Genomic DNA, 20987 nt, shown 5'->3' on the forward strand with positions numbered 1-20987 from the left:
CCAGGAAAGGCTGCAGACCTTAGGCGTCCTTCGCCGATGCCGGTTTGCGATTGAGGTTGCGCCGGATCATGCCGAGGTCTGCTCCGCCGATCAGGAAGGCGGTCGCGAAATAGACGACCATGGAAATCGCGATCAGCAGGCCAAGCGTGCCGACCTTGGTCAGAAGCGGCGCCCCCGAGGCAAGCCAGGGCGCCCAGTACTGCTTGAGATAGATGATGACGGCGCCCATGACGGCAGCGGCGACGACCAGCAGCGCTGCGCGTTTGGCCAGTGCCCATTCCCATGTCAGATGACCGCGGCGCAGAAGCGTGGTGAAGAGCAGCACGGTGCTGATCCAGCCGGCCGTGGCTTCGGCGACTGCGATGCCCGGCGCGCCCATGTAGGGGAACAGCGTCAGCGCCGTGGCGCAGTTGGTCGCCACCGCGATTGCTGAAAAACGCATCGGCGTCTTGGTGTCTTCGCGGGCATAAAAGCCCGGCTGCAGCGCCTTGATCAGCACGAAAGCCGGCAAGCCGATGCCGTAGATCGCCAGGATCGAGCCGACGATCAGGGTGTTTTCCTGATCGAAGGCCCCGCGCTCATAGAGGACGCGAATAATCTCGTCGGAGAGGATCCACAGCGCGAATGCAGCTGGGATCGTCAGGAACAGCACGAATTCGATCGAGCGGTTCTGCAAAAAGGCAGCCTCGCGCAACGCGCCGCCCTTAAGCGCGCGGGCAAGCTCCGGCAGCAGTACCACACCGACGGCGATGCCGACGACGCCGAGCGGAAGCTGGTAGATGCGATCGGCATATTGCAGGGCGGCAATCGCGCCTTCGCGGGAGGAGGCGATTGCCTGTCCGATGAGCTGGTTGATCTGCGTGATGCCGCCGGTCACGGCCGCCGGAACCGCAAGGATCAGCAGCCGCTTGACGTTCGGCGTCATCTTTGGGAAGCGAAAGCCGATGCTCATGCCGGCATGCAGCACGCCGACATAGACGACGACAAGCTGCAGGACACCGGCGACCAGTACGCCCCAGGAGAGATACCAGGCAGTCGCCAACGGTTCGGCGCCGGTATAAAGCGCATAAAAGAGCGCACCGATCATCACGACGTTGAGGAAGATAGGCGCGACGGCAGCGGCGAAGAAGTGATGCAGCGAATTCAGCATGCCGCTCATCATCGCCGTCAGCGACATGCACATGAGATAGGGAAACATCACCGCGGCCATGCGAATGGTGATACCGAACTTCTCGGGATCATCAGCAAAGCCCGGCGCGATGACGAAGCGCACCAGCAGCGGCATGGAAAGCTCCATCACGATGGTGATGAGCAGCAGCACGGAAAAGAGAACGCCGAAGACTTCTTCCGAAAAGCGCTTGGCACCATCAGTGCCGTTCGCCTCGATCTCCTTGGCAAAGAGCGGCACGAAGGCGGCGTTGAAGGCGCCTTCGGCAAACAGCCGGCGGAAGAGATTCGGGAAACGGAAGGCGGCATAGAAGACGTCGGCCATCGGCCCGGTGCCAAGGGCTGCGGCCATCAGCGTTTCGCGGGCAAAACCAAAGATACGGCTGCCGAGTGTGGCGCCGCCGACCGTGGCGAATTTCTTGACGAGGCTCATGCGGGGGGACCGGCTTTCTTTTCGGCTGATGTAGCGGGAGGCGCGATGATGCCGGAGGGCATACGCTCGCGCAGTTCGTCCTGCTCCTCGGCCATGACCGCTTTCATACGGGCAGTGATATTCGCGCGCTTGCTGTCGCCGGAAATCTTCTGACCGACGAGATCGGTAACGTAGAATGTATCGATGACCTTTTCACCGAAAGTGGTGATGCGCGCGGATTGGATATCGAGCGATAGATCGGATAGCACCGCTGTCATTTCCGAGAGCAGGCCCGGCCGGTCGAGGCATTCCACCTCGATGACCGTGAACTTGTTCGACAGGCTGTTAGTGATCGTCACCGACGGCGGAATGATGAAGGCCTTGCTCTTCTTGCGGTTCTTCGCGCGGGTCGCGATCACTTCGGGCAGGCGCTTGCGGCCGGAAAGCACGTCTTCGATCATCCTGCCGATCGTGGCGGCACGACGAAGCTCGTCCTCGTCGTTCGGAAACTCGCGACTGACATGGATTGTATCGAGAGCGCGGCCATCCGAAGTCGTGAAGATCTGCGCGTCGACGATGTTGGCGCCGGCTGCCGCGCAAGCACCGGCAATGACGGCAAGCAGGCGGGGATGGTCGGGCGAAAGAACGGTGATTTCGGTAATGGCATGGAAACTGTCGGTGCGCACCGAGGTCGCCAGCGCCTGACCGGCCTTGTCCGCCTGGCGGATGAAATGCGCATGGCGGATCTGGTCTTCCAGCGGTACGGAGAGCAGGTAGGGCTGGTAGTGCAGTTTGGCGTAGGTGCGGCGGTCCTTCTGGCTCCAGTCGGACAGCGCCGCATAGAGCGCCTCGGCCGCAGCCTGGGCACGCTCCTTGCGCGACACCTCGGAGAAACCGCCGGCAAGCAGCAGTTCAGTTTCGTAATAGAGCGTGCGCAGCAACTGGCCCTTCCAGCCGTTCCAGACGCCCGGACCGACGGCGCGGATGTCGCAGATCGTCAGGATCATCAGCATCTTCAGCCGATCCAAGGACTGAACGCGATCGGCGAAGTCGGTGATCGTCTTGCGGTCCGTCAGGTCGCGCGTCTGGGCGACCATCGACATGGTCAGATGTTCCTCGATCAGCCAGACGACGATCTCGGTCTGCTTCTGCGACAGGCCGAAACGGGCGCAAAGCTTGCGGGCGACGCGGGCGCCGGCAATCGAATGGTCCTCCTGCCGGCCCTTGGCGATATCGTGCAGCAAGACCGCGACATAGAGCGCCTCGCGGTCCTCGATATGCGGCATGAGCTTGTTGGCGAGCGGATGCAGTTCCTCCGCCTTGCCCTTGTCGATCTCCGACAGCACATCGATCGCGCGGATCAGGTGCTCGTCGACAGTATAGTGGTGATACATATTGAACTGCATCATCGCGACGATCTTGCCGAATTCGGGAATGAAGCGGCCAAGCACGCCGGCCTCGTTCATGCGCCGCAGGATCAGCGCCGGATCGTGCTTGGAAGTCAGGATCGACAGGAACAGCCGGTTGGCTTCGTCGTTCTCGCGCAGATCGTTGTTGACGAGGCCGAGCGAACGAGTGACGCGTTTCAGCGCATCGGGATGGAATTCGAGCCCATTGATATCGGCGACATGGAACAGCCTGATAATGCTGACCGGATCGCGCTTGAAGACATCGGGATTGGCAAGCGCGATACGGCCGCGATCTTCCACGAACTCGACGCTGCCGGGGATCTTGCGGTTGCGGTGGGTAAAGCGGCTGATGACACCGGTCAGGCCGGGGATCGACTTCGCCTGCTGGTCTTCAAGTGCTGCGCAAAGGATGCGTGTCAGATCGCCCACGTCTTTGGCGACCAGGAAATAGTGCTTCATGAAGCGCTCGACGGCCGAGAGGCCGGGGCGCGAATGATAGCCGAGAGCCTCGGCGATCTCGCGCTGGATGTCGAAGGATAGACGCTCCTCGGCCTTTCCGGTGAGGAAGTGCATGTGGCAGCGCACGGCCCAGAGAAAATCGTCGGCCTTTTCCAGCAGCCGGTATTCCTGTTTCGACAGCACGCCGAGCGGCACCAGATCGGCAGGGTCGCGGACGTGATAGTAATATTTCGAAATCCAGAAGAGCGTGTGCAGGTCGCGAAGGCCGCCTTTGCCCTCCTTGACGTTCGGCTCGACGAGGTATCGCGTGTCGCCCGCTTTGCGATGGCGCTCGTCGCGTTCGGCGAGCTTGGCGGCAATGAATTCCGGTCCGGTGCCGGTGACGATTTCCTTGTCGAAGCGGGCTTCCAGTTCGGTCTCCAGCGACTTCAGCCCGCAGATGTAGCGCATTTCCAGAATGGCGGTGCGGATCGTCATGTCGGATTTGGAAAGCGCGATGCATTCCTCGACGGTGCGGGTCGCATGCCCGACCTTGAAGCCCATGTCCCACAGCATATAGAGCATGAACTCGACGGCCTTGTGCGTCTCTTCCGCCGGCTTCGGCAGGAAGAGGAAGAGCAGGTCGATATCGGAGCCCGGCGCCAGCGTGTCGCGCCCATAGCCGCCGACAGCGGTCACCGCAAACTTGTCCTTCTGCTTCGGGAAGACATGCTCGGTGGCGAAATTGTAGAGAATGGCGATGATCTGGTCCTGCAGCCAGGAAATGCGGTGGGCGCAATCAAGCCCGCCGCCCTGGGCGTCGAGCAGGTCACGCACCTTCTGGCGCCCTTCTACGCTCGCCTTCTTCAAAACGGCAAGAAGATCGTTGCGCAGTACGTCGGGACGGTTGCGGTTGGCTTCGGCAATGGCGTCGCATTGCCCCTGCAGCAGTTCCACATCGAGGATTTCTGAGAAATCGATGTCGTGCATCCCTATCGGCCGAGCGGTTGCCTCTTCGGTCCGGGCCGCTTGCTCGTGGCGTGCCTCTGATTTCGTCTGCATGCGCTATTGCCTCTTTGCCCGCCTGATGACACAGGCGTTCATATTGCATGAACCCTTAAATTTGGCGAAATGGTGTTGGCAAGCCGTCGGCGAGGGACGCTTTGCCGCAAGTTCTCAGGCTGAGCCCTGTGCCAGCAGCGTATTGAGAACTTGCCGGGTCTCGCTCATGATGCCGTTAAGCGTCGCCTTGTCACATTCGCGGTATCCAGCGTCAATGATTGCACCGCTGAGTTCGCCGATTACAAGGCACGAGCCGGTAATCTTCGCCATGCCGATCGGCGTGTTCCAGCCGCGCGCCTCAAGATTACCATCCGATTGCTTCATGATTTCGAGCATCGAGACGATGACGGAGAGGCGCTGCGTTTCCTGAAGCAGTTTTTCCATGAACACGGGGGCTGCTCCTACTTCATCTTCTTTTTAAGGTCGTAAAGCGCATCGAGCGCCTCGCGCGGTGTCATGTCGTCGAGGCTCATCGTCTTCAGCGCTTCCTCCACCTTGGAAGGCCCGCGGGATGTCTCTTCGCGGCGCACGGCCACCTGGAAGAGCGGCAGGTCATCGATCAACTGGCTCGTCGGATTCTTGCGATCGGCATCTTCAAGGCGCGTCAATACATCGCGTGCTCTGGCCACGACCGAAGCCGGCAGGCCGGCAAGCCGCGCGACCTGAATGCCGTAGGACCGGTCGGCCGCACCTGGACCGACTTCATGCAGGAAGATGACGTCGCCGTCCCATTCCTTCACCCGCATTGTTGCGTTCGATAGCCGGGCAAGTTTTTCAGAGAGCACCGTCAGCTCGTGGAAATGCGTGGCAAAGAGCCCACGGCAGCGGTTGGCCTCGTGCAGATGCTCGACGGCGGCCCAGGCGATGGAAAGGCCGTCGAAGGTCGCAGTACCGCGGCCGATCTCGTCGAGAATGACCAGGGAACGATCGGTTGCCTGGTTGAGGATTGCAGCCGTCTCGACCATTTCCACCATGAAGGTGGAACGCCCGCGCGCCAGATCGTCGGATGCACCGACGCGCGAAAACAGCCGGTCGACGATGCCGATATGCGCTGACGTTGCCGGCACGAAGGAACCCATCTGGGCGAGAATCGAGATCAGCGCGTTCTGCCGCAGGAAGGTGGACTTACCGCCCATATTCGGGCCGGTCAGCAGCCAGATGGCGCCATCCTTGCCGTCGGAGACAGGCGACAGATCGCAGTTATTGGCGACGAAAGGGCCGATGGACTGACGCCGCAGGGCCTGTTCGACAACAGGGTGGCGCCCGCCCTCGATGGCAAACATCTTCGATCCGTCGACCAGTGGCCGGCAATAGGCCTGCTCTTCGGCAAGCAATGCCAGACCTGCCGCAACATCGATAACGGCCAGCGCCCGGGCACCGACTTTGATCGCTTCCGCTTCGGCGACAGTCGCTTCGGTCATCCGATCGAAGGCTTCAAGCTCGATCTGCAGTGCGCGGTCGGCGGCATTGGCGATGCGGCTCTCGAGATCGGCCAGCTCCGTCGTCGTGAAGCGCATGGCATTCGCCATCGTCTGACGATGGATGAAGCGGGCCTTCGCCTCTGATGTATCTGTCATCGGTCCGGCATTGCCGGCAGTGACCTCGATGAAGTAACCGAGGATATTGTTGTGCTTGATCTTCAGCGACTTGATGCCGGTCTCGTCGGCATATTGCAGCTGCAGGCCGGCAATGACCCGGCGCGACTGGTCGCGCAGCGCCCGAACCTCGTCGAGGTCGGCATTCGCGCCGTCGCGCAGGAAGCCGCCATCGCGTTTCAGGAGCGGCAGTTCCTCGGCGAGGTTTTCCGCGAGCAAGGTTTCGAGGCCTGATGGCAGTGCCTGCAGCCCCTTGCGCGCCCGCTCCAATTCTTCCGGCAGCATCGCGCTTCCCAGTAAACCGGCGATATGCGCGGCAGCGCCGAGCCCCTGACGAATGGCCCAGAGATCGCGGGGGCCGCCGCGGTCGAGTGCCAGGCGGGAGAGCGCTCGCGGCATATCGGGCACATGTTTCAGCGCATCGCGCAGCTCGCCGCAGAGCGACGGTTCCTGCATCAGGAAGCCGATCGAATCAAGCCGCTCATTGACGCGGATGGGATCTGTCAGCGGCGACATCAGCCGTTCGGCCAGCAGCCGCGCTCCGCCGCCGGTGGTCGTCCGGTCGATCGCCTTGAGCAGCGCGCCGTTGCGATCGCCGGACAGCGTGCGCACAAGCTCGAGATTGGCGCGCGTGGCCGGATCGATGAACAGCGTCGAAGCGCCGCTCTCCCGTTCCGGCCGTCCGAGCGGCGGCCGCTCGGCGATCTGCGTCTTCTCGACATACGCGACGGCAGCTGCGGCTGCGGCAAGCTCGGCGCGCGAAAAACTGCCGAAGCCATCAAGCGTCGAAACATCGAAATAGCGCGCTATGCGGGTCTCCGCCGTCGCGCTGTCGAAAAGCACAGCCGGCTGTGGAACGGCCGTGCGGCCGAGCACGTCGAAGACCGATTTCAGCTCGCCGTCATAAAAGATCGTATCCGGCACGATGAGTTCGCGCGGATCGATACGCAGGATATCGGCAAGCAGCCGCGAAGCATCCGTCTCCGCCACCCGGAAAACGCCGGTGGAAATATCGATCCAGGCGAGCGCCAGCACAGGCTCGGAAGAGCCGCGAATGCGCGACAGCGTCATCAGATAATTCGATTCCGAGGGAGAAAGCAGCTTCTCCTCGGTAATGGTGCCTGGTGTGACCAAGCGAATGACGTCGCGCTTGACGACCGATTTCGAGCCGCGCTTCTTGGCTTCCGCCGGGTCTTCCACCTGCTCGCAGACAGCAACGCGAAAGCCGAGCGCGATCAGTTTCTGCAGGTAATCGTCGGCCGCATGCACAGGCACGCCGCACATCGCAATGTCCTGCCCCATATGCTGGCCGCGCTTGGTCAGCGTGATTCCGAGCGCGCGCGAAGCCTCGAGCGCATCCTCGAAGAACAGCTCGTAAAAATCGCCCATGCGATAGAAGAGCAGCGAATCCGGATTATTCGCCTTGATCTCTATATACTGTTCCATCATCGGCGTCGCCGAGGCGCGGCTTTCCTCAGTCGCAAGCTCGGCTGCCGAGAAGGCTTCGTTTCTGCTGTCTATTCGTGCGTTCACGGAGGTGCAGTTTTTCCCAAAAAAACAGGTGCCAACCCTATCCGCGCGCCGCTATAGATGACAACAGCAATTGGGAAAGAGGAAAACGTCACCCACAGACGTTTGGAGGAGGTATGTCCCAGATGAAGAAGAAAGAACGGCCGGTGACCTCTGTTACCGACACGGAAGCGCTTGAGTTTCATGCGATGGGTCGGCCAGGCAAGCTGGAGATCAACCCGACCAAGCCGATGGCGACGCAGCGCGACCTCTCGCTGGCCTATTCACCTGGTGTCGCAGTGCCGGTCAAGGCGATCGCCACCGATCCGGCCACTGCCTATGACTACACGACCCGCGGCAATATGGTTGCCGTCATTTCCAACGGCACGGCCATTCTCGGCCTCGGCAATCTGGGGGCGCTTGCCTCCAAGCCGGTCATGGAAGGCAAGTCCGTCCTCTTCAAGCGTTTCGCCGATGTCGATTCGATCGACCTTGAAGTCGACACGGAAAATGTCGACGAGTTCATCAACTGCGTGCGCTTCCTCGGCCCGTCCTTCGGCGGCATCAATCTGGAGGACATCAAGGCGCCGGACTGTTTCGTCATCGAAAGCCGCCTGCGCGAGCTGATGGATATTCCCGTATTCCATGACGACCAGCACGGCACGGCAATCATTGCCGCTGCCGGCCTCATCAATGCGCTGGAGCTGACAGGCCGCGATCTCAAGACCACCAAGCTCGTCTGCAACGGCGCCGGTGCTGCCGCCATCGCCTGCGTCGAGCTCATCAAGTCGATGGGTTTTGCGCCTGAGAACATCATCCTTTGCGATACCAAGGGTGTCATCTATCAGGGCCGCACCGAAGGCATGAACCAGTGGAAATCGGCCCATGCGGCAAAGACCGATACCCGCACGCTTGAAGAGGCCATGAAGGGTGCGGACGTCGTTCTTGGCCTGTCACAGAAGGGGGCCTTCTCCGAGGAAATGATCCGCTCCATGGCCGACCGGCCGATCATCTTCGCCATGGCCAATCCCGATCCGGAAATCACGCCAGAGGAAGTTTCCCGCATTCGTGACGATGCCATTATGGCGACCGGTCGTTCGGACTACCCGAACCAGGTCAACAACGTGCTGGGCTTTCCGTATATCTTCCGCGGCGCCCTCGACGTCCGCGCCACGACCATCAATGACGCGATGAAGATCGCTGCCGTGAAGGCGCTCGCAAGCCTCGCCCGTGAGGACGTGCCCGATGATGTCGCGGCCGCCTATCAGGGCAACCGTCCGCGCTTCGGCGCTCAATATATCATCCCGGTTCCCTTCGATCCGCGCTTGATCTCCGCCATTCCGGCGGCCGTTGCCGAAGCGGCGATCGAAAGTGGCGTCGCCCGCAAGATCATCAGCGATATGGCCGGCTACAAGCGAGAGCTGTCGGCCCGCCGTGATCCGATCGCCTCCACGCTCGCCAGCCTCTATGAGCGCGTCCGCCGTCATCCGAAACGTGTGGTCTTCGCCGAGGCCGAAGAGGAACAGGTGCTGCGCGCCGCCCTGTCCTACGCCAACCAGCAGCTCGGCACCGCCATTCTGCTCGGCCGTGAGGATTTGATCCGGGCGACTGCCGAGCGTGCCGGCATCGATCTCAATCGTCCGGGCCTTGAGATCGTCAACGCCCGTATCTCGACACGGGTCGACGCCTATATCGACTATCTCTATGCCCGCCTGCAGCGCAAAGGCTATCTGCACCGCGACGTGCAGCGCCTCATCCATAATGACCGCAACCATTTTGCGGCGACCATGGTGGCGCTTGGCGATGCCGACGGCATGGTGACGGGTATTACCCGCAATTATTCGACCGCGCTTGAGGACGTGCGCCGCTGCATCGACCAGAAGCCCGGCCATCGTGTGATCGGCGTGTCGATCGCGCTTTGCCGCGGCCGTACGGTCTTCGTTGCCGACACCGCGGTTCACGATATGCCGACGGCTGAGGAACTGGCCGATATTGCCGAGGAGGCCGCCGGCCTCGCGCGCCGCATGGGCTACCAGCCGCGCATCGCAATGCTTGCCTATTCCACCTTCGGCCATCCCTCGGGCGAACGTTCCGAGCGTGTCCGCGAGGCCGTGAAGATCCTAGACAAGCGCCGCGTCGATTTCGAATATGATGGTGAAATGTCTGCTGACGTGGCTCTGAACCGTAAGGCGATGGAGCAATATCCCTTCTGCCGTCTTTCCGGCCCGGCCAACGTCCTCGTCATGCCGGCATTCCACTCGGCATCGATTTCGACGAAGATGCTGCAGGAACTCGGCGGCTCGACGGTCATCGGCCCCATCCTCGTCGGCCTCGACAAGGCAGTGCAGATCACCTCGATGGGTGCCAAGGACAGCGATATCGTCAACATGGCTGCGATCGCGGCCTATGGCGCCGGTTCCTGATTGACGGAGAGGGCGGAGCGCGCATCCGGTTCGCCCTCGAATGCTCTAGCCCGCAAAGGCAATCAGGTTCTCATCCGGATCGCGGACGATGAAGGTTCTGGCACCCCAGGGCTCTAGTCTCAATGGCTGATGAAACGGAACATTCTTTGCTGTGTATTCGAGAAACAACGTCTTTACATCATCAAGCGTTATCGTCGCTGAAAGGATATCCTTCTCCCGTTGACGAAGCTCCGGATGGAAAGCCGGCAGTTCGACGCGGCGAAGGTTCAGCCTCGCTGCGCCGCGAGCGACTTGCGCATAGAAGGGCGGTTCGCCGTAGATGAAGGCGATGTCGAAGCCGAGCTTTTGTGAGTAGAAATCGCAGGCGGCCTGGATATTGCTCACGAAAAGCTGCGGCTGCGCGTCGATGAGCGTCGGTTCGGAGGCGAGTTTCTGTTCCGCTGTTGTACTCATATCGGTGAGTCCTTTTTTCAGCGCCGGCCAGCTTTCAAATCCCTCTTGCGCCGCCACGAGTTCCTGTGCATCCGCAAGCTTGAACTCAAGCGCGAGGATTTGCTGGTCACTGAGATGACTGTAGCGGGTAAGCCAATAGCGGATCTCGGCGGCGACAGGATAGTAGCGATCCTGATGCCACCGCTTGAACTGCTTGGCTTTCTTCTTGAGGTTTTCCAGATTCGGCATGGCGCAAGGTTTTGATCTTGTAGGCGGGCATAGCCCAGCCGGCACCATTGCCGATGCGCCCTACTGAAAACGCCATAAGAGAATGAATGGATCGCTGTTGGCCGTCAAGCGACGGCTATGCTGCGATTAGCTGGCGAAACGGCCCGCGTCTGCGCCGTAATAGTTCAAATAGCGATCGGAAATGCTGGATATCGGCAGCACGATCAGCACGTCGGTCGTGTTGAAGGCCTGGTCGACCACTGCGCTGGAACCAACCATGGCGCCGAGGCGCAGGTAACCCTTGATCAGCGGCGGCAGCGCCATCAATGCCCTTTTCGGATTGACGCCTTCAGCCGGCATCAGGTCCATATCGCGTGCCAGATGCGGCAGTGCGCCAACGGCCCATTCATCCTTGGCAAGCACATTGTGATAAAGGAACGAAAGAGCCAGCGCGTGGCTTTCCGGGTGAACCCCCGGGAAGGAGGCGCAGCCGAACATGGCGCTCATGCCATGCTTCAGCGCATAAGCCCAGTTGCCCTGCCAGAGCAGTTCGACCGTGCGTTTGGTGCGGTATTCCGGCAGCACGCAGGAGCGCCCGAGTTCCATGAAGCGCTTGTCGGGATGACGGGCAATCAGTTCGTCGATCGCAAATTCGGAAGCCGAGTAAAAACCGCCATTGGCCATGGCGATTTCCTGCCTGAGCAGGCGGTAGGTACCGACGATCTGGTCTTCGGCATCGCCATCGATCGAGCGGTCGAGAACCAGAAGATGGTCGCAGAAAGCGTCATAGGCATCGAAGTCGCGCTCGCGGCGCATGGCGTCCGCCGGCAACTGAGCTTTCATCTCCTCGACGAAAACGCGGTAGCGCACGGCCTGTGCGGCATCGATTTCGCGTGCACTGCGGGCAAGGCGGGTCTCGAGGTTGCCGATGCGGCCGAGAACATCGTGTTCCTTCGGGGCGGCAGCCGTCGACGGCCGGGAGGCCTCGGCGGTAGCGTCACAATTGAGGATGTCAACAGACATGGCGATTCTCCCGTTGCCGGCTTATCACACGCCATAAAACACTTATATGCGACAGGAAAGTGACATACCGAATTTTGTGCACGCAAGAAACGTGCCGGTTTCTCCAGCTTCAGCGCGCCTCAGCGCGGCGGGCTGAAAGAGCAACGACCGCCTGTACCTCGGTGAGCAGCCTGACCGGATCTACCGGTTTTACCATGACGCGATTGGCGCCGTTGAGCAAGACCTGTCGCCGCGATTCGTCGCTCTTATCCGCAGTCAGAACGATGACCGGAACCGGCTGAAGATCGAGCCGCCGTTCGTGTCCGCGAAGGCGTCCGAGCATGTCGATACCGTTGCCGCCGGGCATGGAAAGATCGCTGATGATGATGTCGGGTCGATCGTCACCGAGCGCGCTGTCCAGCAGAGATTCGAAATCCTCGACATGCCGGACCGAATGGCCGCCCTTTTCCAGCATGACACGCACCAGCATGGCGTTGATCGGGTCGTCCTCGCCGAGCAGGATGGAGAGTCCGTCGCCGGTCGCCGTGCGCTCTGCGACCGAGAGGCCGATGCCCGGTTGGTTGTCGTTCAGCGCGTCGCGCTTTTCCATGCCGCGCATGCGCCCGCGCAGGACGTCGATCAGCGACTGTTCGCGCAGCGGTCGGATCAGCCACGCATCGAAGAGGTCGAGCGAATGCGAGTTGCGCTCTTCCGGATTGACGAGCAGCACCTTGCGCAGGCCGAGCGCTGCAATCTCCGTGCGATCGGCGATATGCAGCGAAAACTCCTCGGACATGCGGTGGTCGACGATGATATCGGTCGGCCGGTCGCCGCTACGGGCAAGCGACAGCAGGCTTTCGCGCGCCGCCTCGCCGCCGGCGACCAGATGGCAGCGCCCCCCGAGCGTCGTGATCGTCTCGGCGATCGCCGTGCGAGCCGCACCCGCCGGGGCAAGCAGCACGATACTATTTCCTGCCAGCAATGTATTCCGGCTCGTGGTATCTTCCTCGGAGAGCTCGGCCGGGAAGCGGATGGTGAACTGGCTGCCCTTGCCCCTTTCGCTTGCAACTGCCAGCGAACCGCCGAACTCGCGTAGGATGCGGGCGGAGATCGCAAGGCCGAGGCCCGTGCCATTGCTCTTCTGGACAAGGCTGCCGCCCTGCTCGAATTCACCGAATATGCGCGCCTGCTCCTCCGCGGTCATACCGGGTCCGGTATCGGTCACCGATATCAGCAATTCGTTGGCCGCTCTTGAGACACGGATGAAGACGCCGCCGGCCTGCGTGAACTTCACCGCATTGCCGATGACGTTGAAAAGCACCTGCCGCAGGCGCGCCGGATCGAAGCTCATCAGCTCCGGCACGTCGGAAGAGACGGTCGCACCGATTTCGATGCCTTTCTCATGAGCGCGATGAGCCAGCATCTCCACAACGCTCTCGACGAGTTTACGCAAGGATTCCGATCGTGGGCGGAGTTGGAAACGGCCGACCTCAATGGTCGAGAAGTCGAGCAGATCCTCGACGAGCTGGGTCAACGCATGGCCGGACTGACGGATACTGGTGAGATAATTCTGCTGTTCCTGCGTCAGCTTCGTTTCGGAAATCAGATGTGCCATGCCGAGAATGCCTGATAGAGGCGTGCGGATTTCATGGCTGACGGTGGCGAGCAGCCGCGATTTGGCGGCGCTGTTATATTCGGCCTTCTGCCGGGCTTCCTCGCGGCCTTCGGCGGCAAGCCGCTCTTCGGTCACATCGCGCGCGATGCTCTGCAGAAGCAGGCGCCCGTTTGCCGGGTCGCGGGTCACGACATCGCGCCAGAGAAAGATGCGCTGGCCGGCCGGAGTGGAAATCTCCACGTCGTAACGATGCGGCAGCGGGCCGGGGCGGAAGGCAAGGCCGATCTCTTCGCAGGTCTGGCCTTCGGGTTTTGCGCGCCCCGTGAGGCGGCGGAACGTCTCGTTGGCGCCAATGATGCGCCGGTCCATCATGCGGGTGACGACGATATCGTCGAGCACGTCATGGACCGTGCCGAGCAGGCCGGTCGCATCGACGTGTTCCGGCGTCTCCGGGCCGCGGCCGCCGGACCTGTTTCCGGTCCTGAAAAGAAGAGCAAGATAACCTGCAATGGCAGCAATCAGGATGAGGCCGAGGCCAGCCATGAGCGGACCGCCCCAGTGGGAAAGCAGCAGCAGCAGGATCGCCGAAAGAAGACCCGATCCGCCGAGCCAGTGGAAGATCAATGGATGCCGGGAGCGAAGAAGAGCCGGCGACAATTCACCCGCCGTGCGGCCCTGATAGGCCCTATCGGCGGCTCCGCCGAATGTGGCGGACAATCGTTCCTGTAGCTGCGCCATACTCTGCATGCAATACAGCTAACATATCGCCCGTTCCGAATGTTTTCAGGAATCCGCTAAAAATTTAGCGATCCGCCTTTTTCGGCTTTTGCAGCATCTCGTCGAGGATGACGCAGCCGGCGCCGACGGTGATGAAGCTGTCGGCCAGATTGAAGACGGCGAAGGACCAGGTTTCCGTATGGAAGAGAATGTAGTCGATCACATGCCCATAGGCGAAACGGTCGATGAGATTGCCGATCGCCCCCGCGATGATGAGCGCATAGCCAAGATGCGCCAGCCAGCGATCCTTGGACGTGCGATGCCAGAGATAAAGCACGAAGGCGACGATGATCAGGCGCATGCCGACGATGAACCAGCCATCCATGCCCGACAGCATCGAGAAGGCGACGCCGAGATTGTAGGTGCGGTAGAGCGCCAGCATCGGAATGACGGGCACGGCTTCCTGCAGCGGCAGGTAGAGGTCGACGGCAATCTTGATGATCTGGTCGAGGAGAACGGCGACCAAGATGAAGATCAGGATTGGCAGGGGTCGCGAGAAGAGCGCCGGGCGCACGGTCGTCTGGTCGGTCATTTGCCCTCGGACAGTGAGAGGAGATGGCGGCGTGCCTCGAAAAGCATGACGGCGGTGGCAACGGCCAGATTGAGGGAATCGGCGCGGCCCTGCTGCGGAATGCGGGCAAGCGCATCCGCCTCCTTGGCGAGCTGATCCGGCAGGCCGGATTGTTCGTTGCCCATCAGCAGTACGACCGGCTTCTTCGTGTAATCAATCGTGCGGTAGTCGACCGAGCCGGCAAGGTGGGTCGCAACGACCGAGACGCCGGCCTGTCTCTTCCAGGCGATGAATTCCTCTGCGGTCGCGTGAGCGACCGGAACGGCGAAAACCGAGCCCATCGTGGCGCGCACCGTTTCCAGAGAGAAAGGATCGGTCGTCTCGCCGACAAGGATGACGCCGGACGCACCGGCCGCATCGGCGGTGCGGATGATCGTTCCGAGATTGCCGGGATCGCGCACGCGGTCGAGAGCCACCCAGGTCTCGCCTTCCTTCGGCCGGATATGCTTCAGCGCCTTCCAGCGGTTTTCGAAGATACCGACCACCATCTGCGGATTGTCGCGCCGGGTGATCGAGGAGAGCACCTTTTCGCTGACTTCGAGCACGAGGCCGCCGGAAGCCACCGTCTTTGCCGCCATCTGCTCGACCAGCGGCTTGCCCTTGGCAGCCTTCGCATAGACGAGCGTGCGGATGGTCCAGCCAAGCTCGATCGCATCGATGACAAGCTTCAGGCCTTCGGCCATGAAGGTGCCGCTCTCCTCGCGCGACTTCTTGTTGGTCAGCGCCTTGATATCCTTGATAACAGGATTGGCAAGCGAGGTGACTTCCTTCACTTGCCCGACCTTGCGGGGGCCGCGATCGTGGAATTCGTTCATTTCGGCACCCAGCGGGAAAAGAGAGAGGTGGAAAGCGCGCGACCCGGCGTCTTGCCGTCGAGGCCCGCCTCGCGGATGACGAGTTCGCCGGATTCGACCACCCCGCCGGCGCCGCGCATCGTCTCGCGCATCAACTCGTGGATGGAATAGAAGCTCGCTCGGATCGAGTAGGCCGTCAGCACCAGCCCGAGCGCTTTCGGCGACAGGATTTCACGGCAGATATCCAGCATCAGCGGCAGATGTTCGAACAGATGCCAGACCTCGCCGTTCGGCCCGCGGCCGAATTTCGGCGGGTCGGTGAGGATGATGTCGTACTGGCTGCCGCGGCGCTCCTCGCGCAGGATGAACTTCATCGCATCCTCGCAGATCCAGCGGATCGGCAGCTTCTCCATGCGCCCCAGCGCCTGGTTTTCGCGCGCCCAGCCGATCGCCTTCTTCGAGGCATCGACATGGGTGACCTCTGCACCGGCCGCTGCGGCAACCAGCGAGGCGACGCCCGTATAACCGAAGAGGTTCAATACCTTCAGCGGACGGCCGGCGCTCTCCACTTGGTTCTTCATCCAGCTCCAGTGAACGATCTGCTCGGGAAAGACGCCGACGTGACGGAAAGAGGTGAAGCGGCCGAAGAAATCGACACCGAGCAGATTGAGCGGCCAGGTTTCGCCAAGCGCTTCCTTCGGAAAACGCCAGCGTCCCGTGCCCTCTTCATCCGTATCTCCGGTGAAGACGGCATCGACCTTTTCCCAGACATGAGCGGGCAGCGACGGCTGCCACAGCGCCTGACCTTCGGGCCGGACGATCCGGTAGGGGCCGTATTGCTCGAGCTTCTGGCCGTTGCCGCTGTCGATCAGATGGAAATCGCCCGCACCCATCGTCTCCAAGATGACAGGCACGCGCTCGGCCGGCCGGTCGCCAGTACGGACCGTCAACGGACGTTCGATTGCGGCCGGAACCGCTGCCGGTGGACGCTGATTCCGCGCAGGGGCGGCCTTTGCCGTCGGCTTTTCCGATCTTGCCGGCCGCGCATCGGCGCGGCGTCCGCCGGAAGGGCCTGCCGCCGTCTTCGCGCCGGGCCGGCGTTCTCTTTGTTTCAACGTGGTCTTCCGCGTCTTAAATTCGATTGAGCCAGTGCAAATAGCATCCTGTCTGACCTTGGCAAAGCGCTTTCCCATCATGATATGGTCCAGCTATGGAAATGGGGAATTGCTGATGGACCTGATCGGGGAGGAACGCATCGCCGCGTCGCGGGATGTCGTGTGGGCGGCCATGAACGATCCCGATATCATCAGGCAATGCATCCCCGGCTGCCAGAGTGTGGAAAAACTGTCGCCGACGCAATTCCTGGCAACTGTCAAAGTCGGCTTCGGCCTGTTTTCAGTGACCTTCAACGGCGAGATCAGACTTTCGAATGTCGACGCGCCGCGCAGTTACACCATCGCCGCGGAAGGGCGGGGCGGCATTGCCGGCTTCGCCAAAGGAGAGGCCGATGTTACCTTGGTCGATGAGGGGCTGCATACTCTTCTGCGCTATGAAGCCGACGGCGATACCGGAGGCCGGATTGCCGAGATCGGCAGCCGGTTGATCCGTGCCACGCTGGAAAAGCTCGCTCGTCGCTTCTGGGGAAATTTCAATGCTGCCGTTGTCGAAAAGGCTGCAGGCTAGAGCGCCGTGCGTCCATTCGGACGCACAAAGGACGCTCTACCTCTTTGAATCTACGCATCAGGCTTTCCGAAAATCGATTCCGATTTTCGGGCCGATGCTGTAGCTCGAAGACTTGGCATCCCTGATAATCCCTTTTACGCAAGACCGATGAGCTGGAAAATCCGACCAAACCGCCCCGAAGATGTGATGCAGCTTGCTGACATCTACCTGTCCGTCCGGCGCCAGACCTTTACCTGGGTCGATCCCGGCAATTTTTATCAGGAAGATTTTGCCGCCCATACGAATGGCGAGATCGTTTCCGTCTGCGAGGGAGAAGATGGGAGAATAGCCGGTTTCATCTCGATCTGGGCGGCGGATGATTTCATCCACATGCTCTACATTCTGCCCGAGTTTCAGGGCAAAGGCGCGGGAACCGCCTTGCTGCAATCGCTTCCCGCCTGGCCAAAGCACCCGTATCGGCTGAAATGCCTCGTCAACAACCGCCACGCCAAGGCCTTCTATCTGGCACATGGCTTTCAGGTCACCGGCAGGGGCGCCTCGACCGAAGGCGACTATGAAGAACTGAGTTTCGTTCCGGCATCAGGGGAATAGAAGCAATCACCGCGAGGGCAACTGCCCGGCAATCTCTTCCGCACGCGTCCTGTGGCGGTCTGCTTCGCCCTGCCAGCGGATCGCTTCCTTGGCCTCGAGGCGGGCGCGCTTGCGGTGTTTGCTCTGGTTGAACCAGGTCGTAGCCGAACCCACCAGCATGCCGAGGATAAAGGCAATCAGCAGAAAAACGAAGAAGGGCGCGGCGAGAGAAAGAACCTGATCTTCCGGCCGGAACGGATTGAAGGCGAGCGTCACACTCTGCCGGTTGGCAACGCAGAAAATGATCAGGATGACGCCAAGCGGCAGTAAAATCAAAAGGTTGACAATCTTCTTGGTCATGTCGTTCTCCGCGCCGGTTTGGCGAAGGCAAGCTTCATGGGCGCCAGAATAGACGTGCGGCGACGAAGTTCAAGTGCGGCTTGATGCCCGTCTCCGAGGATCAATCCTCTTCGTCGGCCTGGCCAGGGTTCAGGCGCTCGCGCAGTTCCTTGCCGGTCTTGAAGAAGGGAACCCACTTCTCCTCGACGAAGACAGTATCGCCGGTGCGCGGGTTACGGCCGGAGCGGGAAGGGCGGTTCTTGACCGAAAACGCGCCGAAGCCGCGCAGTTCGACGCGGTTGCCGGCAGCAAGCGCATCAGTGATCTCGTCGAGGACCGCATTGACGATATTTTCCACATCACGATGGTAGAGGTGCGGATTGCGTGCCGCAACAATCTGCACCAATTCGGACTTGATCACGGTCGCCCCCTTAAATTATTGATTTCTTATTCAATCCTGGCCAACCTGCCAAACTGAAAGCAGCCCGTCAAGGAGCAACTTTGGGGGCAGGATGCCGTTGAGATCCTGGCCTTTGACAAGATCACCATAACCAAGGATCGTAATCAACCGCGAAACAGCCCCTGCGAGCAGGAAGGGCGTGCTGCTCTTCTTGTCCCAGTCAACGACCGGCAGTTTGTCGCTGACGTTCCGGGAGGTCAGATAGGCGCGGATTTCGGGCTCCCCACCGACCGCATCGATGAGTTTCACCTTCAGCGCCTGCCGGCCCGTATAGATCGTGCCGTCTGCAAGCTTCAGCACTTCCTCGTGCGGCAATTTGCGCCTGTTGGCAACGAGATTGACGAACCAGTCGTAGCTGTCGAGAACCATGTTGCGGATCATGGTCTTGGCTTCCTCGCTGGTGTCGTGGAACGGCGAGGGCTCGGCCTTGAGCGGGGAGGATTTGATCTCCTGCAGCGAGACGCCGAGCTTGTCGAGCAGCGGTCGAACCTGCGGATACTGGAAAATGACGCCGATCGAGCCGGTGATCGAGCTTTCGCCGGCAATGATCGTATCGCCAGCCGTCGCGATCATGTACCCCGCAGAGGCTGCAAGCGTCCTGACGTCCGAGACGACGGGCTTTTTCTCCGCAATCGCCCGGATCGCCTTGAATATCTTCTCACCGCCATAGGTCGTTCCGCCGGGCGAAGAGATCGAGATCACGACTGCTTTGGCCTGATCGTTGTCCTTGATCTTTTCCAGCCGCTCGAGCAGCTCGTCGTCATCGGTGATCAGGCCGGAGATTGTCACATGGGCGATATGGGGCCGCGCGGTGCTGCTTTCGCCGAAGGCAAAACTGTAAAGCGCAAAGCCGAGCGCAACGAGCAGCACGACCGCGACAAGGCGCCAGAAGCCAAGCCTGCGGCGCAGCAGCCGGCGGTCTGCGATGATCGAGCTGTCCATTCCAACCTCCAGAGACGAAACCCAACGGCGGTATTCCGCCGCTGGGGAGATAAGGCGCAAGCTTCCCCGGGAAAATGCCTGGAAACCTGCTATTTTCGGTTTAGTTGCTTGTTGCAGAAAAAAATCCATATTGGCAAGCCAATGTAATAATGCGAAACGAACTGTGATTGGCGCCCGGCATTGCTATATAAGCGGCACGATCATCACAAACGGACCAGGCATATGCTCGATACCCTCAGGAACAACGGGAAGCCCGCATACGCAGGGCCAAAGGACAGCGCCTATGGCCTTGCCCGGTTCCATTCCGCGCGTGTCCGCCGCCTCAAGTTTTTGCTGCCCGTCGCAGCCCTCATCATTTCCCTCATCTTCGTCGCCGTCTCGGTGATCCGCACTTACCTGCCGGAAACCATCAAGATCGAGGGTGCCAAGATCGAGAATGGCAAGGTCGTGATGGAAAAGCCGGCCATTGCCGGCCGCAACTCCGATGGCATTAATTATTCGATGCTCGCCGAACGCGCGCTGCAGGATATCCGCAATCCAGACCTCATCACGCTGGAGACGATCAAGGCTGCGGTGCCGATGAATGACGGCCTGATGGCCCGTGTCACGGCGACGACTGCGGATTTCAACCGCGCCACCGACAACCTGCACATGACGGCGCCGTTCACGCTCGTTTTGAGCAGCGGTCTCGTTGCGAATTTCCGATCCGCACACCTTGATATCAAGGGCGGAAACATGTCGACGGACGAACCCGTCAGAATTACCAAGGACAATGCTTCGATTGTTGCGCGGTCGATGAATATAACCGATAAGGGGCGCGTGATCACATTCGAGGGGAATGTTCGCATGAATGTTGAATCATCCACCATCCACAAACAGGGCACCTAAAGAGCCGGGTCAAATGACAAAAGATTGTCGCATTTCAACTCGTAAGACTGGCGTAGCTTTCATCACCGGCGCACTTGCCTTCGTCCTTTCGGTCGCGGGGGCGGCCGCTCAGTCGACGACGATGCCTGGGATGAAACTTTCCAGCGACCAGCCGATCCAGATTGAAAGCAACAAGCTGGAAATCCATGATCAGGAACACACGGCGCTCTTCACCGGCGACGTCAAGGTCGTTCAGGGGACGACGACCCTGCAGGCCGGCAAGATGACGGTCTACTACAAGGACAAGTCGAAGCAGCCGGCAGCGGGTGATGCTGCCGCCACGCCGGCACCTGCTGCGGAGACGGCTCCGGCCGCGGCGGGACAATCGAACTCGCTTGCCTCTGGTAGTGCCGATATCGACAAGATCCTGGTGACCGATAAGGTTTACCTGACCTCGGGCACGCAGACGGCAACCGCCGATGACGGCAATTTCGATATGACCTCGCAGGTCTTCATCCTTACGGGTAAGAAAGTCGTTCTGACCGATGGCCCGAACGTCTTTACCGGCTGCCAGCTCACCGTTCACATGGCGACCGGTCAGGCGGAGCTTGAAAGCTGCGGTGGTCGCGTTCAGATTCAGCTCGATCCAAAATCGCAGCCGAGTCAGCAGCCAAAGCAGAATTGAGAAGTCG

Annotated in this window: 18 protein-coding genes; 5 read left to right on the forward strand and 13 right to left on the reverse strand. The window is 60.7% G+C overall.

Features of this window, described 5'->3' with window-relative positions:
* Nucleotides 1-19 precede the first annotated feature (19 nt).
* From murJ to mutS, 4 genes are all read right to left on the reverse strand, one after another.
* Nucleotides 20-1600 carry a murein biosynthesis integral membrane protein MurJ gene (gene murJ / locus FHT82_RS07560; protein WP_183727951.1) on the reverse strand — a complete coding sequence of 527 codons (1581 nt, stop codon included), beginning with the start codon at nucleotides 1598-1600 and terminating at the stop codon, nucleotides 20-22.
* Nucleotides 1597-4488, reverse strand: a complete 2892-nt coding sequence (locus tag FHT82_RS07565; protein WP_183727953.1) for a [protein-PII] uridylyltransferase — start codon at nucleotides 4486-4488, stop codon at nucleotides 1597-1599. The genes murJ and FHT82_RS07565 overlap by 4 nt, the downstream gene beginning before the upstream one ends.
* 114 nt (nucleotides 4489-4602) lie before the next feature.
* Nucleotides 4603-4878, reverse strand: a complete 276-nt coding sequence (locus tag FHT82_RS07570) for a hypothetical protein (protein WP_183727955.1) — start codon at nucleotides 4876-4878, stop codon at nucleotides 4603-4605.
* 11 nt (nucleotides 4879-4889) lie between these two features.
* Nucleotides 4890-7616 carry a DNA mismatch repair protein MutS gene (gene mutS, locus FHT82_RS07575; protein ID WP_183727957.1) on the reverse strand — a complete coding sequence of 909 codons (2727 nt, stop codon included), beginning with the start codon at nucleotides 7614-7616 and terminating at the stop codon, nucleotides 4890-4892.
* Between the two features lie 113 nt (nucleotides 7617-7729).
* On the opposite strand from mutS, the gene FHT82_RS07580 reads away from it, so the two are divergent.
* Complete coding sequence (locus tag FHT82_RS07580) at nucleotides 7730-10015, forward strand: NADP-dependent malic enzyme (RefSeq protein ID WP_183727959.1); 2286 nt, start codon at nucleotides 7730-7732, stop codon at nucleotides 10013-10015.
* 45 nt (nucleotides 10016-10060) lie between these two features.
* Here the strand turns inward: FHT82_RS07580 and FHT82_RS07585 are convergent, their stop codons facing one another.
* The 6 genes from FHT82_RS07585 to FHT82_RS07610 form a co-directional block, all read right to left on the reverse strand.
* On the reverse strand, nucleotides 10061-10696 hold the full coding sequence (locus FHT82_RS07585; RefSeq protein ID WP_183727961.1) for a VOC family protein: 636 nt from the start codon (nucleotides 10694-10696) through the stop codon (nucleotides 10061-10063).
* Nucleotides 10697-10822: 126 nt separating this feature from the next.
* Nucleotides 10823-11698, reverse strand: a complete 876-nt coding sequence (locus FHT82_RS07590) for a GNAT family N-acetyltransferase (RefSeq protein WP_183727963.1) — start codon at nucleotides 11696-11698, stop codon at nucleotides 10823-10825.
* 109 nt (nucleotides 11699-11807) lie between these two features.
* A complete protein-coding gene (locus FHT82_RS07595; RefSeq protein ID WP_183727965.1) occupies nucleotides 11808-14039 on the reverse strand; it encodes an ATP-binding protein in 2232 nt (743 codons plus the stop codon).
* 55 nt (nucleotides 14040-14094) lie between these two features.
* Entirely contained in the window at nucleotides 14095-14601 is a 507-nt protein-coding gene (lspA, locus tag FHT82_RS07600; RefSeq protein ID WP_183727967.1) for a signal peptidase II, read from the reverse strand.
* A complete protein-coding gene (locus tag FHT82_RS07605) occupies nucleotides 14598-15455 on the reverse strand; it encodes an RNA methyltransferase (RefSeq protein ID WP_183727969.1) in 858 nt (285 codons plus the stop codon). The genes lspA and FHT82_RS07605 overlap by 4 nt, the downstream gene beginning before the upstream one ends.
* Nucleotides 15452-16549, reverse strand: a complete 1098-nt coding sequence (locus FHT82_RS07610) for a class I SAM-dependent methyltransferase (protein ID WP_183727971.1) — start codon at nucleotides 16547-16549, stop codon at nucleotides 15452-15454. Before FHT82_RS07610 ends, FHT82_RS07605 begins: the two co-directional genes overlap by 4 nt.
* Nucleotides 16550-16664: 115 nt before the next feature.
* On the opposite strand from FHT82_RS07610, the gene FHT82_RS07615 reads away from it, so the two are divergent.
* Both FHT82_RS07615 and FHT82_RS07620 read left to right on the forward strand, forming a co-directional pair.
* Nucleotides 16665-17117: a carbon monoxide dehydrogenase subunit G gene (locus tag FHT82_RS07615; protein WP_183727973.1), complete on the forward strand. Its 453-nt coding sequence runs from the start codon at nucleotides 16665-16667 to the stop codon at nucleotides 17115-17117.
* 147 nt (nucleotides 17118-17264) lie between these two features.
* Nucleotides 17265-17708 carry a GNAT family N-acetyltransferase gene (locus tag FHT82_RS07620; protein WP_183727975.1) on the forward strand — a complete coding sequence of 148 codons (444 nt, stop codon included), beginning with the start codon at nucleotides 17265-17267 and terminating at the stop codon, nucleotides 17706-17708.
* Nucleotides 17709-17714: 6 nt separating this feature from the next.
* Here FHT82_RS07620 and FHT82_RS07625 read toward each other — a convergent pair whose 3' ends face one another.
* The 3 genes from FHT82_RS07625 to sppA all read right to left on the reverse strand — a co-directional run bounded on the left by FHT82_RS07625 (nucleotide 17715) and on the right by sppA (nucleotide 19428).
* Nucleotides 17715-18047, reverse strand: a complete 333-nt coding sequence (locus FHT82_RS07625; RefSeq protein WP_183727977.1) for a LapA family protein — start codon at nucleotides 18045-18047, stop codon at nucleotides 17715-17717.
* A 100-nt stretch (nucleotides 18048-18147) separates the two neighbouring features.
* Nucleotides 18148-18447: an integration host factor subunit beta gene (locus FHT82_RS07630; RefSeq protein WP_003544934.1), complete on the reverse strand. Its 300-nt coding sequence runs from the start codon at nucleotides 18445-18447 to the stop codon at nucleotides 18148-18150.
* Between the two features lie 30 nt (nucleotides 18448-18477).
* Complete coding sequence (gene sppA / locus FHT82_RS07635) at nucleotides 18478-19428, reverse strand: signal peptide peptidase SppA (protein ID WP_183727979.1); 951 nt, start codon at nucleotides 19426-19428, stop codon at nucleotides 18478-18480.
* 222 nt (nucleotides 19429-19650) lie between these two features.
* Here sppA and lptC point away from each other — a divergent pair, with 222 nt between their 5' ends.
* Together lptC and FHT82_RS07645 are read left to right on the forward strand one after the other, a co-directional pair.
* Complete coding sequence (lptC, locus tag FHT82_RS07640; RefSeq protein WP_183727982.1) at nucleotides 19651-20316, forward strand: LPS export ABC transporter periplasmic protein LptC; 666 nt, start codon at nucleotides 19651-19653, stop codon at nucleotides 20314-20316.
* A gap of 13 nt (nucleotides 20317-20329) precedes the next feature.
* On the forward strand, nucleotides 20330-20980 hold the full coding sequence (locus FHT82_RS07645; protein WP_183727984.1) for an LptA/OstA family protein: 651 nt from the start codon (nucleotides 20330-20332) through the stop codon (nucleotides 20978-20980).
* Nucleotides 20981-20987: the final 7 nt, after the last annotated feature.

The organism is Rhizobium sp. BK275, assembly GCF_014193555.1.
GTDB lineage: Bacteria > Pseudomonadota > Alphaproteobacteria > Rhizobiales > Rhizobiaceae > Rhizobium.